We start from the raw sequence: 15,755 nt of genomic DNA, 5'->3' as shown, positions 1-15,755 counted from the left end.
AGCTCAATCAATGCCATCCTGTCCTCGGTCATCGTGGTGTCTCTCCGTGATTGGTGAAGGTTTCGCAACCTCCAGTTTACGGAGACCCACGGTGGCCGCCACCCCACCGTCAAGATTTACACCACTCATGGGGACACTACCCATTTTTGTTCTGGCGTTTTGTGTGTTCCACAAGAGGCACTATAGCGAAGCAATAGTGCCTGCGCTGGAGAAATTCAAGTTCAATCATTTCGGGCACGATCAGGTCGTGCTGCACGAAAATGACATACGTAAGGAGAAGGGTGCATTCAATATCTTTCGGGGGCCAGAGGAGAGAGAACGTTTCCTGGATCAACTAACGAACATTATTGCATATAGCAATTTCATTTTGATCAGCTGTACCATCGACAAGAAGGCAATGCGCCGTCCCGGCGAGTCGGATTCCAACCCGTACCATGTTGCCTTGGGCTACTGCATGGAGACGCTCCACGAATTCCTTAAAGAGAAGCACCAGCATGAGAAACAAACCCATATCGTCGTAGAGTGCCGCGGTAAAAAAGAAGATGCAGAACTGGAGCTTGAGTTCAGGCGGATCTGCGATGGAAACAATCGGCTGGGTATTTCACTGCCCTTCGAGATACTGTTCGCCGATAAGAAGGTAATGTCGTCAGGGCTGCAGTTGGCAGACTTGGTTGCTCGTCCGATCGGGCTACATACTGTGCGGCCGTGCCAAGAAAACCGGGCATTCGAGGTGCTGAAAAAGAAATTTTATTGCGAGGGCGGCAGAGAGTGTGCGGGTGATGGATATGAGGGGGTAGGAATGAAGATTTTCCCTCCCCAAGAAAGCGAAAAGCCCCGATGATACTCACCGAGGCTATGACGCCGACCGGGCACCCCCAATCCACTTGATGCTTATTATGGGTGTCTATTTCCTTGTGTCAACTCGGATTTTAAAAACCTATGGAAACCAGCAGGTTGTGACCTATCCTTCAGGTTGAGATGGAATTTCGTACCGGACGTGGCATGCCTTACTCTGCCACCAGTGGATAGAACCTTGGCGCGGGTCTGGCCGGAAGTCGCAACCACGCTTTGTCTAGGTGTGGCGCACAGCCTGCACACAACTCAGCGGGATTCGAACCCTTGAAGTGCGCCCTTTTTGACGGTATTTCTGACGGTACCTGAGGCGAGCGTAATTTCAGAAAAAACCTTTAATAACAATAGGTTGTTACACCTTTTCGGGCGGTCTCACGCCCATTTGCCCTCGGTCAATTCCGGTCGCATCGGGAACGTCATCGCCGGCGGCCGGTCATCGCTAAGCTCTGGTCAACCGGATCGCGGGGCATAGGCGTTGCACCAGCCGGTTCCCTTCACCCGCTTGCCCGCAAACAGCGGGCATACCGCCCACTCGTCGTTCGCCGTTCCCTGGTAGAGTTGGCAATTGCTGCATGCCTGGCCCTGCTGGTAACGCGGCTGTTCGCTCGCTATTACATCGTTGGCATCGTGAACATAGGCCAGATTTTTGGCCTGGGGATCGTTTTCGCTGAGCTTGGGCGTGGACCCGTTATCACCCGCTCCCTGCGAGCTGGCCTGCGCGTCATCGGTATCGGTGGGGGATTTTTCCGCGGTAGTCTTCTCGGCAGCCGCCCGTTCTGAAGCCCTGTCGGTGGTGGGCGGGGTGCTGGCGCCGTCACCGGTCGTGGCCGGTGTGCGTGGCTCTTCGCTACTGCCGCAGCCAGCCAGACCGACGAAGGGTGCCAGCAGCGCGCTGCCGCCCACAAGTGTTATAAAGCGCCGACGAGCCTCAACTGTTGCATCACGATTGTGCATATCCTTGCCTCCAGTTCGATCAACACTTTCTCAAGAGTGTAGTCGCTCATGCGCAATTATCCACACGATCCCCAGGACAGCCGTAAGAGGTGCCCAATTCACTCCGGCCTGGAAGCGCGTCGCGGTAATTCGTCGAGATCGCGCATCAGGTAGTTGGGGTTGAAATTGTCGTCCTCGATACGGGGCAGAACGCCAATCGCTGCTGCCATACCCGATAGCTGGGGGTGAAATGCGGTTCGAACTCGAAGTCTTCACCTGCGTACTGGCGGATCAAGGCCTTCAGTTCTTCAAACACGACGTCCGGTTCGGTCTGGCAGCGCTCGGTGAGGACATTCTGGTCGTGCATGATCTACGCGCCGATGTTGTTTTCGTCGATGACCTCGCCCATGTACTCAAGGGTGGCCTCGGTCGACGCAATCGGTGTGCCCACCCAGCGCTTGAATCGATAGCCGAAAGTGTAGAGGTCCGAGTCCGTGCGCATTCCTGGGTACTTGTGGGTCTCCGAGGTGCCGCCAAAGGTATCCTTCGTTTCGAGGATCAGGTAGCTCTTGTGCGGGCTCTGCTCCTGCAGATCATAGGCCGAAGATCGCCGCGCCGATGATCAATACATCCACATGGGTCGCACTGTCCGTCTTTGCTGCTGACTCCGCAGTTGCCATGCTGTCACTCATTATTATTGTTTGCTGGGCCAGGATTCCGGGTTTAATCTACGGCGTCGGGTCGGCGCACTGCCTTGACCGACGTCAAATGACAGGTGATAACCAGCAATGGCGAACCTGGACCAGCAGTATTTTCTGGCCGAAGCCCTTCGCGAAGCACGGCAGGGCCTGGAGGAGGGCGGCATCCCCATCGGTTCGGTTCTGGTGATGGACGGCCAAATTGTCGGCCGCGGCCACAACCGCCGGGTTCAGCGCGGCAGTGCGGTGCTGAACGCGGAGATGGACTGCCTGGAGAACGCCGGTCGCCTGAGCCCGGCGCAGTACCGGCGTGCGTTGCTCTACTCCACGCTCTCGCCCTGTGACATGTGCAGCGGTGCCGTCCTCTTGTACGGGATTCCCCGGGTGGTGGTGGGCGAGAACGTCAACTTCCGGGGGCCCGAGGCCTATCTGCGTCAGCGCGGTGTGGACCTGGAAGTCCTGAACGATCCCGCCTGCATCGCCCTGATGCGGAAATTCATTGAGTCACATCCGGAGCTTTGGCACGAGGATATCGGTAGCTGCTCCGGAGAACGGTGACCTGGTTTACTCTCCGTCCAGCACCCGCCCCAGGGTCACCTCGCCCATGATGGTGGTGCGATTGATCACCCGCCGCACCCCCGGCGGAGTGCCGGTGGCGCAGTGCATGATGCGCCAGTTGTCCCAGAGGATCATGTCGCCTTCCTGCCACTGATGGAAATAGTGGAATTCGGGCTTGCGGGTGTGAGCCACCAGGCGCTCCAGCAATTCGATTGACTCGTCGTTGGAAAGGCCGAATTTCTGTGGGGTAATGACCCGGTCCAGGAACTGCTCGACGATCTCCAGCACCTTGCGCCCGCTGACCGGGTGGGTGACCACGGCGGGATACACGGCATCGGCGAAGTCGGGAAAGCCGATATCCGAGGGCTTGCGGGGCAGGTTTTCCCCCGGCTCGTAGCCTTCAAGATTCACATAGCGCATGTGCTTGCGTTGCATGCTGAAGCTGTAGGCGACTTCCAGTTTTTCCAGCAGGGTCCGGGTTTCCTCGTCCAGGGACTCCCAGGCCATGGCCAGATCGCCGAAGCCGGTGAGGCCCTCGCTGGAGGGCACCTGCACCGCAGTCAGCACCGCGCCGTGGTTGGGGCGGGCGGTGTAGTGCAGGTCCATGTGCCAGTCCAGGCGGCCAACGATGGTCTCGCCGTTGTAGTGGGCGAGCATGTGCTGGTCCTTTTCGGTGCCGTTTTCCAACACGAACAGTTCCGGGTATTTGTCGGAGGTCTTCACCTTCAGCGGGTGCAGTTCCAGCGGCCCGAAGATGCGGCTGAACTCAATCTGGTTTTCGGGGGTAATGGCCTGGCCGCGGAACAGCAGGAGCCCGTATTCGTACCAGAGGTCGCGCAATTCCTGTTGCACCGCTTCGCTGAGGGGCTGGGTGATATCGAAGCCGCTTACCTCGGCGCCGATGTTTTTCAGGGGGGTGACGGTCAGCGTCATGTGGGTTCCTCAATACGTGATAGCGGGCGGGAATACAGTAGTCAAATGCCTATTCGAGTACGCGCGGATCGCGGCGAATTTCCCGCCTGGCCATGGCCTCCCACAGGAACGGGAAACCGTTGCCGTCGGTCATCTTGCCGGTGGCTGCCGCCGTCTGCGCATCCAGCGGTTTGCCGTTGCCCAGTGCTTCCACGCGCCAGGCGAGGCGGCAGCGCCACTCCAGGGTGATGGCTCGCAGGTGCGCCTGGCGCACATCCTTGCCGACCAGGAACACGCCGTGGTTGGCCAGCAGGGCCCATTTGTGCTCGCCCAGTGCCTCGACGGCGGCGCGCCCCTCTTTTTCATCGTTCACTGTGCCGTGGTACTCGTCGAACACCACCGGGTCGCTGTCCACCAGCGCGGAGGTCTGGTCGTAGATGGGCGGCACCCGCTTGCAGGCCGCCCAGACAGAGCCCCATTCCGGGTGGTTGTGGATCACCACCTTGACGTCCTCCCGCAGGCTGTGCATGTCGCGGTGGACGTTGATCGCCGGAGTCACGTTCCAGCGACCGTCGAGGATATCGCCCTGTTCATTGATGGTGAGGATGTCGGAGGCGCAGACCTCGTCCCAGGCCAGCTCCCAGGGGTTGACCAGCAGGGTGCCGTTATCCTGGCGCAGGGTGATGTGGCCGGCTATGTGGTCGTTGTAGCCCTCCCGGAACAGCACCCGGCACAGCAGGGCCAGTTCCTGATGTGTCGTCAGCGCCGGCAGGGTCGGATAGCGGCCCGGGTTGGGCACCAGCGGTGCGAGTACTTTCCAGTTCAGGCTGGGGTCATCCTGGTAGTTCATTGTCTGGGTCCTCTTGCGATGGTTGTTGTGGGGTGCTGCCGGGTTCAGCCATGGCATTGGCCGGCTGCAGGGCAAGTGCCAGCAGCAGTTGCTGGAGTTCAGTGCGAAAACCGGTATTGCCAAGCCAGTCCGGGTGTTCGTCGACGGCCCGGGCGCTTGCCTCGGTCAGGGTGGTGGCGATCAGGAAGGCGCGGAAGGTGGCGATTGCTGCCGGCAGCTCGGGCCGGTGGTGCAGCAGTGTCTCCTGCAGCCATTGTTCCAGCGAACTGGTCGGGACATAGCGGCTGACGCTGGCCTGGATGAGAGTGTCGAAGCCGATTTCGCGGTGATAGCCCCGGTAGATCTCGCCGTGACGCTGGAACAGGCGCTGGTGCCGCTCGCAGGTAACGGCTACCAGCTCCCGCAGGGTTTTCTCCAGTGATTGCCAGCGCAAGGCGCCGAGGTAGCGGGTTTCGCTGGCGAGCTGATCGGCCTCTTCGGGCGCATCCTCCAGCAGGACATCGAGAAGTACCGCCTCCTTGTTGGGGTAGTACTGGTAGAAGGAGCCAATGGTTACGCCAGCCACATCGGCGATCCGTTGTGCGGTGAGAGATTCGGCGCTGTGGTCCTGGAGAATGCGCCGACAGGCCTCGCGGATGGAGGCTACGAGCAGTCTCGAGCGAGCCTGTTTGGGCTCGCGTCGGGTTGCCTGTAACCTGTTGTCGGCGTTCGTCATGGCCTACACCCTAACGCAGCAGGGCTCCTGCACAACTCGCGTTCAGGAAATGCTTGGCCGTAGATAATGCCCTGTTTTAAAAAGAAAAACCCGAAAAAGCTGACGGTACTCGGATTTTTCCTAGAAGACCCCGCGCAAGCCGAACGTCACCAGGTTGGCGCTGGTGCCGGAAAGCCCTGCGGTACTGTTGTACTGCACGAAGGCAAACAGGTTGTTGGCAAATTGCGCTGATAGCCCCAGGGTCAGCTCGAAGAAATCCTCGTCCGGGTCGTCGGTCGGCGAGCGGAACTGTATGCTGCTTCCCGCTGCGGCAAAGGCATAGCTGTAGTCCAGGGTTTGCGCTTCATTGTCAAACTCGTGGCGCCACTCTGCCCCGGCATAGGGCAGCAGGACACCAAAGTCGGCGCTGCTGGCGTGGCGGAGCATAACGCCGAATATGGATTGCACTGACTGGGTGTCCTGGCTGCCATAGCGCAGGGCAAGGCCGCCGCTGCTGCCAGTTTCCCTTTCCTGGTAACCATCGATGTCGATGTCGAGGTAGTCGAAGCCCGCATACACGTCCACCGTGGTAGCTCCGCTGCCAAACACATAGCCCGCAGTGGCCTGGGCGCCGAGCTGGGAGCTGTCGGTACTGGCATCGAAGCTGCGATCCAGCACCAGGCCCGTTGCAGTGCCTGTCGCACCCGGTGCGGCGGTCAGCTGAACCTTGCGCAGCATGTCAAAATCGTTCTGGCCGTAGCTCAGAATGCCGTTGACGTAGCTGTTTTCCATGCCGTAGACGAAAAACCCGGACAGGCTATAGCCCTCACTTTCGATCTTGCCGCCCGCCGAACTGGTGGCGAAGCTGCTGCCGGTGGTGCGATCCAGGTCGACATCATAGCTGCTGTAGCCCAGCGCCAGTCCAGCGGCGAGACCGTTGTCGAAAGCGTAGTCGGCGCCCAGGGTGATACCCCAGGAATCGAAGTCGTAGCCGCCCTCGTTGTCGGTTTCGTCGCGATCGCCCCAGCCGACGGCGCCATTGCTGAACCAGGCCCAACCTGTGTCCGCGTCCCGTTCGTCACCCGCGCCAGTACCCCCGGCCAGGGCTGTCGGGTTGCCGGCCAGTGCTTCATTGAGATCCCGCCCCTGGAAATTGACCGCGACGGGAGAAATACTGGAGCGGGCGCCTCGGCGAATGGCGTCCATGCGTGCCCCCAGATTGGCGAACTGGCGGTTGCTGCTTTCCGTTGCCAGACGCGATTGGCTGGAGGCTTCCTCGCCGGAAAACTGGCGAATGGCGTTGTAGGTTTCGCCCGGGCTGGAGAAGTTATAACTGTTGACGCTGGCGCCCAGCACGGTGCTGGACATTTCCCGGCAGCGATTGAATAAATCGATTCTCTCGGCGCTTTGCGGTCCACTGGCACCCAGTTCCAGGCAGGTGGCCCTGATGGCGTCGCCGGCATTGACGATAAACTGCGGTGCTCCCTGGTCGGCAAGCGCTTGCCCCACATCGGTCGCGGGGCCCTGCTGGGCATGGCTGGTGGCGGCGCAGACAGCACTGCCAAACACAAATCCATAGGTGGTTATTCTTTTCATTGTTCGCCCTTCCCCTTGAACGTAAAAGTTGCGTAGACAAATGGCGTTGCCGGCACTGTTAAACTGCCGCGAAGCCAGCTACCGACGAGCAGTATTTGCTTTTAATTGATATAGTTCAAAGGAGTTTACTCCTGTTTGGGAGCAGCGCAAGTCGGCGGCAGAGAATCACGGTCCAATGAAGCGACCTTTCGCTACCGGTGACTCTGGGCTAGTATTAAGGACTGCCTGTGTTGTCGGGCGCTACAGGCGGGCCCATGGTGCGAGACAGATGCCCGTGAAAGAAACGTACGAGGTGACAGTCCGGGGCGATTTAGCCGAGGACGCCACTGAGGTGGATCCATTGCAGTCGCAGGCACCTGCCCCGGGGACGGTGTTGCGGGATCGTTTTGTGCTCCAGCGCATGCTCGGCGCCGGTGGCATGAGCAAGGTCTTCCTGGCGATTGACCGGGAGCTGGAGGACTCCAATCCCTACGTTGCGATCAAGGTGCTCGGTGACAGCTTCAAGGATCACCCCCAGGCGTTGACCTCACTGCGCCGCGAAGTCAACAACTCCCGCCAGCTCAACCATCCCAATATTGTCGGCGTCTATCACTTCGACCGCCATGACGACATCGTCTTCATGGTCATGGAATACATGCGCGGAGAACCGCTGGACGAGTTCCTGCGCAAACATCGTGAGGGCCTGCCCTGGGACCAGGCGTGGCATATCATTCAGGGCTGCGGTGAGGCGCTGGCCTACATGCACGATCACGGGGTGGTGCACTCGGACTTCAAGCCCGGGAATGTCTTCCTCACTGACGATAACGAGGTCAAAGTCCTGGATCTTGGTATCGCACGCACGCTGGACGAGGCGCTGGCGACCCAGAACACTACGCGTTTCGACGGCGATGCGCTGCTGGCTCTAACGCCCCAATATGCCAGTTGTGAGATGTTCGAGGGCCAGTCTCCTGACCGACGTGATGATATTTATGCCCTGGGCTGCGTGGCTTACCTGCTGCTCACCGGGCGCCACCCGTTCGATGGTGCCCGCGCAATTGATGCCCGCAGCAACGAGTTGGCAGTAGAGCGCCCCCCGGGCCTGCGCCAGGCGCAATGGCAGGCGCTGCTGAAATGCCTCGCCCATCGGCGCCGTGAACGCACGCCCCATGCCCAGGAGTTTCTCGCCAGCTTTGGCCCCGTGACCCGCTCTCGCAGTGCTGCTCCCTGGATTGCGTTGACCGCCCTGCTGCTGGTTTCGGGAGTCGCCGTCGGCAGCTGGCAGGCGTATCGTGCTTCGCCGGAACAACGTTTTATCGATGAGATGCTGGTGCAATACCGGGATACGGGTGACTCATCTGTCGACGCGGAACAGGTGACGCTGTGGCTTGAGCAGGGTGCGCAAAACATCGCAATGGCCGACTCGGCGTACGCGAAGGATGAATTCGATCGCGGTAGCTACTTCCTGCACGGCAGCACCAGCTCGGCGAAATGGGTGTATGACCTGGTGTTGCGCCAGGCCCCCGATGAAGCCAGCAAGCGCGCCGCCGCCAGCGGCATGTTGCAGCTGGCGGCGGCCTATGAAGAGCCGGTACAGAGGCTGGCTGAGATGGAACGCCCGCGCGAGGCACTGGATCTTGCCTGTCGCGGTGTCGCGATCAATGCCCATAACCCGGTCCTGGGGGGGCTGTTGCCCGCCCTGGCCGAGAAGGTGTCCAACCCGGGCGTCGTCGCCGGATGCAAGGATTTGCCCGAGGATATGCTGCAGTGACTCTCCAGCCCCGGACCCCGTTGTTGCGCTTCAGTACCAGGAGGGAACGAGCTTTATGAAAACCATCCAGAGTTGTTTGTTGGCAGGCCTGATTACGGTGGCAGCCAGTGGTAATGCCCAGGCACCTGAAGGCGATGTCGCCAGTCGCGCCGCAGAGCTGAAGGAATTCGATATTGTTCCCTGCCTGTTGCCACCCCGGGTGCGACGCCTGGGTGGTATCGTCTACCCTGAGCGACGCCAATTGACCCATGTGACCGCGAAAGTGTGTGAACTTCGGGGCGGCGAGTACACGGCCTATGACCGGGCGACACCGGATGCCTCGGTGGCTTTTTTCCTGCCTCTCGCGGAGGAGGGAGATCCCGCCGCGCAAACCCGCCTCGGCGAGGTCTACCAGTACCTCTTCGCGCAGCCCCGCTACAGCGATGCAATGGCCTGGTACCAGCGGGCAGCCGAGCAGGGCCACGTCACCGCCCTGCGCCGGCTCGCCCATCTGCATGAAAACGGGTTCGGGGTGGAACGCGACCCGCTGCTGGCAACCAACCTGTGGCGTCAGGCCACCGGGCTGGGCGAGGACCTGGTGCTGGCCTCGGACGCCGAGGCCGCAAGAACTGCCGCGGAACAGCGCGTGGCGCAGCTTACCAGCCAGTTGCGCACTCGCAATGCGGAGGCCGACGCCCTGCGCCTGGAACTGGCGGAAGCCCGAAGAGGACTCACCGAGAGGCGTGACGCCTTGCTCAATGCATCCGGTGAGGTGACAGCTCTGCGCCAGCAGCTGGCCCGGGCCAGGGAGCAGCAAGAGCCGGGAGATAGTGGCCGGGTGGCGGCACTGGAGCGAGACCTGCGGGAAAAGCAGCAGCTGCTTGAAGACCAGCAGTTCCAGCTGGAGAGTCTGGAAGCGACCCTTGATGCCAGGCAGGCAACCCTGGTCGCGAGTGTGCGTCAGGTGGAGCTGGAAAACAGGCGCCTACAGGGCGAGCTTGAGCGAGTGTCCGCCATGTCGGAGCTGGAACTGGCCGAAGCCCGCAGCGCACTTGCCGCACGGGACGAGGAGGTGGCCGAACTGCAACGGCAGCGTGCCGGGCTCGCCACCGATGCAGAAGCTGCACAGCGGACTCTTGAGGCCATGGATGCCCAGCTTGTGGCGCTGCGCGACGCCGCCGACAGCAGTGCCCGGGCCCGGGAGGAGGCCCGGCAGCTGGCCGCAGAACGGCAGCGCCAGGCCGAGGCACTCGCGGCCAGCCGTGAGCAGATAGCAGTATTGCAGGGTGCCCTGGCTGGCAAGCAGTCCGAGGCCGAATCTCTTCGAAACGAGCTGGCGACAGCGCTCGATGAGCGCCAGAGGGCGGAGGCGCAACTGGCCCAGACCGAGTCGGCTCTGGTCCAGTTGCGCCAGCAGGAGACTGCCGCCAACGTGGAGAGAGCGAAGTTGCAGAATGCCCTGGCCCTGGCCCGTAGTGAGCGCGACCAGCTCGCGGCGGCAGTGACTGCTGCCGGTAGCGGGGAGTCGAGCCGCAGCACGGAGCTGGCGGAACTGCGCCGGCAACTGGAGCAGCGCGACACCCTGCTCGCCCGCCAGGAGTCCAGGCTGGCCGAGGTGGACGCGGAGGCCAGGCGTTACCAGCGCGAAGTCGCCCAGCTGCGGGAGCAATGGAACCTGCAGGTCGCGACCCGCAGCGTGCTGGAACCCCTGCCGGATACCTCCCGTATCCGTATCCCCGGAGATATCAAGCTGGGCAAGTTTTACGCCCTGGTCATCGGCAATAACAACTACCAGCATCTGCGCCAGCTCAGTTTCGCCCACAATGACGCCAATGCCGTACACGAGGTGCTGACCCAGCGCTATCGGTTCCAGTCAGAGCTGCTGCTGGACGCCACTCGCGGCGACATCTTCCGCCGGGTGGACGCACTCAAGGAGACCCTCAAGCCCGAGGACTCCCTGTTGATCTACTACGCCGGCCACGGCTCCGAAGATGGCACTGACAGTTACTGGATGGGGGTTGACGCGACCTCGGCCTCGCCCGGCGCCCAGGAAATGTACGGCGTCTCCAGCAGTGCCCTGGCGCGCTGGTTGGCGATGCTGCCCGCCAACCATGTGCTGGTGATCGCTGATTCCTGTTACTCGGGGCGTGGCATCGTCACTTCCGGGGGCATCAAGCTGCGGCAGGATGAAATCGAACAGAACCTGAAGTTTTACCTGCAGAACCGGGCTCGCACGGTACTCACCTCCGGCGGCGTCGTGCCGGTACCGGACGGCGGTGCCGGCAACCACTCGGTGTTTACCAAGGCCCTGGTGGGTTTGCTCAACCAGAACACGGGTGTCCTGTTTGACAACGACCTGTATGCCCATATCAAGGAACGTGTGCGGCATGGCACGGAGTCCAATATGGCCGTTCCGGAGCCAATATTTGGCCGCATCGAGATCAACAATGGCCACGGCTCCGGCCAGTTTGCGTTCCTGCACCCCAACCTCATGGCGCGGCGCTGAGTGCGGCTGTAGCGGGCAGGCCCGCGGAGGACCCGCGCCACGGGTCAGGCGGGCATGCTGTTGCCCGCCCACACCACTTTCTCGCAATCTCCGGAGAAATCCTTGATCAGCGCCGAGCGCACCAGAAACCGGCTGGCAGTAATCAGCCACTGACCGTCGCTACGCCGGTACTCGTCGAAATAGTGACCGCCCAGTTGCACGCTGGTCCGGTCGCGGGTATTGATACTGTGGAAGCGCAGCCCGACTCGCGCAGTGGCTGAATCGGGACCGGTAAGGTCGACGATCATGTTTTCCGCGTGATGCATATCCACGATGTGGTCGTGACAGCCCAGCTCGACGAACACCGCGACAAAGGCTTCGCGATCGTCGAATGTCCCGATATGGCCAAAATTGATATCGACCCGGCCGGGCGCGAAGCAGTCCCGCACCAGCTCTGGCTGCTTGTCGTCGCAGGCATTGAGGTAGCGGAATTTCAGGGTCCTGATGGCCTCTATGTCACGCAGCGCGGATACCTGTGCCGCAAGGTCTTGAATGTCTGGTTGCATGCGTGGTCTCCGCGAAACCGGGGGTGGAGGCTCTATAAGTGCCCAACAGGGTGATGCACTGCACTAGCATACTGCCCCGGAGCAAGGTGGCAAACCCGATCGGTGCGATCGGTTCAACAGTTTTTGCCAGCCCGGCAATTAGTGGCCATACTTTGGGATCCAGGGAGAGAAACATGCAGTCGGCCGCCATAGCAGAAAAGGATTCCACCCGCCTGGAGACTCTGATGTACCAGCACAGACGGGGTGGCACACAGCGGTGATGGCGAGCTGGCGAGGTTGGGTGCTGGTGCTGGCCTGCCTGCTGACGGGCGTTGCCGAGGCGCAAACCGTTAAGCAACTGCGGGTGGGGGTGTATCACAACCCGCCGAAGCTGCTGCTGGTGGAAGGCCGCGCCTCCGGAATTTTTGGTGATCTGCTGCAGCAGATTGCCGAGCGCGAGGATTGGCTGCTGGAGCCGGTGTCCTGTGGCTGGAACCGCTGTCTCGAATTGTTGCGCGCGGGCCAGATTGACCTGATGCCGGATGTCGCCATCAACGATGTCCGCGATCTTGATTTCGGTTTTCACCAGACACCGGTGTTGCGCAGCTGGTCCCAGTTGTACAGCTCGGCGGCGATCAATATCGCCAGTCTGCTGGACCTGGATGGCCTGCGCATCGCGGTGCTGGACGGATCCGTGCAGGAGGCTTACCTGGCCAACCTGGTGCAGAGCTTCGAGCTGCAGGTGAGCTGGGTTGCGGTGCAGTCGTTCGAACAGGGGTTCCAGGCGGTGCGAGACGGCGGCGCTGATGTCGTGGCCGCCAACCATCTGTTCGGTGATCAACGGGCCCGTGACCTGGGGTTTTACGTGACCCCGGTACTGTTCCAGCCGTCGCGCCTGTACTTTGCCGGGCGCCAGGGGCTGGCAAGCGGCGTACTGGAGACTCTGGACCAGTATCTGGGCGGCTGGCAGGCGCAGCCGGACTCTCTGTATTACCAGATACTGGCGCGCTGGGGAGTACGTGACGACGCGTCCGCCCTGCCAGGCTGGCTCTACCCCCTGGCAGGTGTCGGCCTGCTGCTGTTGGCCGCGGCGCTGTGGCTCGTCTGGCTGCTGCGGCGCAGGGTGGCAGTCAAGTCATCAGAGCTGAGGTTGGCGGAGACCCGGCTGGAAACCATTCTCGATAATATTGACGCCTGCATTTACACCAAGGGACTCGATCACCGCTATCGCTATGTCAATCGGAAACAGTGTGAGCTGTTCGGCCTGGATGCGGAGGCAGTGCTCGGTGCAACTGACCGGGACCTCTACGACTCGGCGACTGCGCAGCACCAGCGCGAAGTGGATACGCGGGTATTGTCCCGGGGGGAACGTTACGCCGAAGAAGAGGTGTTGACACTCAAGGGGGGTGATTCCCGCACTTTCCTCACGATCAAACTGCCACTGCGTGATCCCCAGGGTCATATCTATGCACTCTGCGGTGTGGCCACGGATATCAGCAGCTACCTGCAATTGCGGGAAGAACTCAACCACGCCCAGTATTTTGATACGATCACCGGCCTTGCCAACCGGGTCCTGCTGCTGGAGCGCCTGTCCCAGGGCCTGGCCAGCGCCCAGCGCACCGGGCTGGAGGGGGCGGTGGTCACCCTCGACCTGACCGCATTCGGGCTGGTAAACGAGACTTTCGGCTTTGCTGCGGGCGATGAGTTGCTGCGCCAGGTCGCGGCGCGTATCTCCGCGCGGGTGACGAAAGCAGACGTTGCAGCGCGTATCGGTCCCGACGACTTCACCATCGTCCTGACCGACCTGAGCGGCGATCGCGACACCGCGGTGCTGGATGCACGGCGCTGGGTCAGCGCACTCTCGGCCTCCCTGAGCGAACCCTTCCGGTTGACGGACACTAGCCAGACCATGTCGTTTTCGGTCGGTATCAGCATGTTCAGTGACTCAGGAGCCGATGCCAGTACCTTGCTGCGCAACTCCGAGCTGGCACTGTCGGGTGCCCGTCATGAGGGCGCCATGAGTGTGCGCTTTTTCGACCCGGCCATGCAGATTGGCGTGGACCGTCGGGTAAAAATAGAAGCGGCGTTGCGGCAGGCCTTGGAGCAGGAACAGTTTGAGCTGTATTTCCAGCCACAGGTGGATCGCGACCACCGGGTCATTGGCGGCGAAATTCTGCTGCGTTGGCGGCACCCGGAGCTGGGTGAGGTCGCGCCCGGAGAGTTCATTCCGGTGGCCGAGTCCAGTGGCCTGATTATCCCGCTGGGGAAGTGGATTTTGCAGCAGGCCTGCGGGATTTTGCGGGATTGGCAAGCGGAGCCGCTGCTCTCGGATCTGACCATCGCAATCAACATCAGCCCCCGCCAGTTTCGTCATGAAGACTTTGTCGATGAGGTCGAGCGCACCATTCGTCAGTACAGGCTTCCCCCCAGCCTGATCGAGCTGGAAGTGACCGAGGGCATGCTGATAACTGATGTCGCCGATACGGTGCTGCGCATGGAGCGCCTGGCCGCATTGGGGGTACGCTTCTCGCTGGATGATTTCGGCACTGGCTACGCCTCCCTGGCCTACCTGAAACGCCTGCCGTTGTACCAACTCAAGATCGACCACTCGTTCGTGCGCGACCTGCTCACCGACAGCAATGACCGGGCGATCATCGCCGCTACCCTGCAGCTGGGTCGCAGCCTGGGCCTTGAGGTGATCGCCGAGGGTGTTGAAAGCGTCGGTCAGCTGGAGCAGTTGAAATCCATGGGCTGTGAGAAGTTGCAGGGTTTCTACCTCGGCCTGCCGGAGCCGGTCGACCTCTGGACAATTCGCCTGCGGCAATCACGGCAGCTCGGTTCAGCGGGGTAAGGTCACTTTGGCCGGGGCGCCGGCGACCTCTTGTACCAGCTTCGGCACCAGGTAGCCCGGAAGTATGGAGCTCATCTCGCGGTGCAATGCCCGTGCCCGCTCGGCGCTGACCTCAAAGTGGGCAGCACCGGCCACCCGGTCAAGAAGATGCAGGTAATAGGGCAGGGCTCCGGCCTCGAACAGGCGTTCGCTGAGGTGGGCAAGCGCTGCTGTGCTGTCGTTGACCTCCGCCAGCAACACCGCCTGGTTCAGCAGCGTCATCCCCTGTTGACGAATCCGGGTGAAGGCGGCGGCGACGGCCGCGTCGATTTCGTTGCCGTGATTGCAGTGCACGACTATCACCGTCTGCAGGCGCGGATGAGACAGAGCCTGCAGCAGCGCCGAAGTAATCCTGGCGGGCACCACCACTGGTAGCCGGGTGTGTACCCGCAGGCGCCGGACATGGGGAATATCCGCCAGCTGCGACACCAGCTCCGCAAGCTGCTTGTCACTGGCTACCAGCGGGTCGCCGCCACTGAGGATGACCTCACTGATGCTGTCGTCGTCGGCAATATAAGCCAGGGCGGATGGCCACTCCGCCCGGCTGTTCTGATTGTCCGCATAGGGGAAATGCCGCCGGAAGCAGTAGCGGCAGTGAATGGCGCAACTACCGGTGACCAGCAACAGGACCCGGCCCTGATACTTGTGGATGATTCCCGGGTGCGGATTGGTCGCGCCGGTTTCCCCGGTCGGGTCCGGGCCATACCCGGGCGCAGCCTGCAGTTCGCGAGTCCCGGCCAGCACCTGCAACAGCAGGGGATCATGCGGGTCCCCGGGAGTCATGCGGGCGAGAAAGGTGCGGGGTACCCGCAGCGGAAACTCCCTGGCTGCATCGTCACTCCAGCCCAGTTGCTCCGGCCGCAACCCCAGGGCGTCACAGAGGGCAGCCGGCGAGGTCACCAGGTCGCGCAGTTGCGTGCGCCAGTCAGTGTCCGCGCTGCTGACTTCCACGAGTCCAATGGGGTTCATCGCTGGCGGTACAGGCCCAGGGCCTTTTTCAGGTTGCGCAGGTTGAA

13 protein-coding genes are annotated in these 15,755 nt (G+C 61.6%); 5 read left to right on the top strand and 8 right to left on the bottom strand.

Annotation, left to right across the window (positions count from 1 at the left end; translation table 11 throughout):
• The first annotated feature begins 91 nt into the window (after nt 1-91).
• Nucleotides 92-841 carry a DUF3800 domain-containing protein gene (locus RLO07_RS05100; protein WP_350131583.1) on the top strand — a complete coding sequence of 250 codons (750 nt, stop codon included), beginning with the start codon at nt 92-94 and terminating at the stop codon, nt 839-841.
• 461 nt (nt 842-1,302) lie between these two features.
• Here the strand turns inward: RLO07_RS05100 and RLO07_RS05095 are convergent, their stop codons facing one another.
• Both RLO07_RS05095 and RLO07_RS05090 read right to left on the bottom strand, forming a co-directional pair.
• Nucleotides 1,303-1,806: a high-potential iron-sulfur protein gene (locus tag RLO07_RS05095; protein ID WP_350131580.1), complete on the bottom strand. Its 504-nt coding sequence runs from the start codon at nt 1,804-1,806 to the stop codon at nt 1,303-1,305.
• A 349-nt stretch (nt 1,807-2,155) separates the two neighbouring features.
• Nucleotides 2,156-2,287: a hypothetical protein gene (locus RLO07_RS05090; RefSeq protein ID WP_350131574.1), complete on the bottom strand. Its 132-nt coding sequence runs from the start codon at nt 2,285-2,287 to the stop codon at nt 2,156-2,158.
• A 286-nt stretch (nt 2,288-2,573) separates the two neighbouring features.
• Here RLO07_RS05090 and RLO07_RS05085 point away from each other — a divergent pair, with 286 nt between their 5' ends.
• Nucleotides 2,574-3,041 carry a nucleoside deaminase gene (locus tag RLO07_RS05085; RefSeq protein WP_350131571.1) on the top strand — a complete coding sequence of 156 codons (468 nt, stop codon included), beginning with the start codon at nt 2,574-2,576 and terminating at the stop codon, nt 3,039-3,041.
• Between the two features lie 6 nt (nt 3,042-3,047).
• On the opposite strand, the gene RLO07_RS05080 is transcribed toward RLO07_RS05085, so the two are convergent.
• The 4 genes from RLO07_RS05080 to RLO07_RS05065 all read right to left on the bottom strand — a co-directional run bounded on the left by RLO07_RS05080 (nt 3,048) and on the right by RLO07_RS05065 (nt 7,093).
• Complete coding sequence (locus RLO07_RS05080) at nt 3,048-3,974, bottom strand: TauD/TfdA dioxygenase family protein (RefSeq protein ID WP_350131568.1); 927 nt, start codon at nt 3,972-3,974, stop codon at nt 3,048-3,050.
• Nucleotides 3,975-4,023: 49 nt separating this feature from the next.
• Nucleotides 4,024-4,803: a class II aldolase/adducin family protein gene (locus tag RLO07_RS05075; RefSeq protein ID WP_462291049.1), complete on the bottom strand. Its 780-nt coding sequence runs from the start codon at nt 4,801-4,803 to the stop codon at nt 4,024-4,026.
• Complete coding sequence (locus RLO07_RS05070; protein ID WP_462291048.1) at nt 4,787-5,518, bottom strand: TetR/AcrR family transcriptional regulator; 732 nt, start codon at nt 5,516-5,518, stop codon at nt 4,787-4,789. Before RLO07_RS05070 ends, RLO07_RS05075 begins: the two co-directional genes overlap by 17 nt.
• Before the next feature lie 120 nt (nt 5,519-5,638).
• Nucleotides 5,639-7,093 carry an autotransporter outer membrane beta-barrel domain-containing protein gene (locus tag RLO07_RS05065; protein WP_462291047.1) on the bottom strand — a complete coding sequence of 485 codons (1,455 nt, stop codon included), beginning with the start codon at nt 7,091-7,093 and terminating at the stop codon, nt 5,639-5,641.
• A 331-nt stretch (nt 7,094-7,424) separates the two neighbouring features.
• Between RLO07_RS05065 and RLO07_RS05060 the strand changes: the two genes are divergently transcribed.
• On the top strand, nt 7,425-8,840 hold the full coding sequence (locus tag RLO07_RS05060) for a serine/threonine-protein kinase (protein WP_462291046.1): 1,416 nt from the start codon (nt 7,425-7,427) through the stop codon (nt 8,838-8,840).
• Between the two features lie 55 nt (nt 8,841-8,895).
• On the top strand, nt 8,896-11,325 hold the full coding sequence (locus RLO07_RS05055) for a caspase family protein (protein ID WP_462291045.1): 2,430 nt from the start codon (nt 8,896-8,898) through the stop codon (nt 11,323-11,325).
• 44 nt (nt 11,326-11,369) lie between these two features.
• Here the strand turns inward: RLO07_RS05055 and RLO07_RS05050 are convergent, their stop codons facing one another.
• Nucleotides 11,370-11,870, bottom strand: a complete 501-nt coding sequence (locus RLO07_RS05050; protein WP_462291044.1) for a nuclear transport factor 2 family protein — start codon at nt 11,868-11,870, stop codon at nt 11,370-11,372.
• Between the two features lie 259 nt (nt 11,871-12,129).
• Here RLO07_RS05050 and RLO07_RS05045 point away from each other — a divergent pair, with 259 nt between their 5' ends.
• Entirely contained in the window at nt 12,130-14,700 is a 2,571-nt protein-coding gene (locus tag RLO07_RS05045; RefSeq protein ID WP_462291043.1) for an EAL domain-containing protein, read from the top strand.
• Here RLO07_RS05045 and epmB read toward each other — a convergent pair.
• The gene (gene epmB / locus RLO07_RS05040) at nt 14,689-15,708 is read right to left on the bottom strand and encodes an EF-P beta-lysylation protein EpmB (RefSeq protein WP_462291042.1); all 1,020 of its coding nucleotides are present in this window, start codon (nt 15,706-15,708) and stop codon (nt 14,689-14,691) included. The genes RLO07_RS05045 and epmB overlap by 12 nt on opposite strands.
• Between the last annotated feature and the right edge of the window lie 47 nt (nt 15,709-15,755).

The sequence above is a fragment of the Haliea sp. genome (assembly GCF_040221975.1).
In the GTDB taxonomy this organism is placed as follows: Bacteria; Pseudomonadota; Gammaproteobacteria; order Pseudomonadales; family Halieaceae; genus Haliea.
The sequence above is the reverse complement of the archived record's forward strand: the minus strand, read 5'-3'. Positions and strand labels throughout refer to the sequence as shown.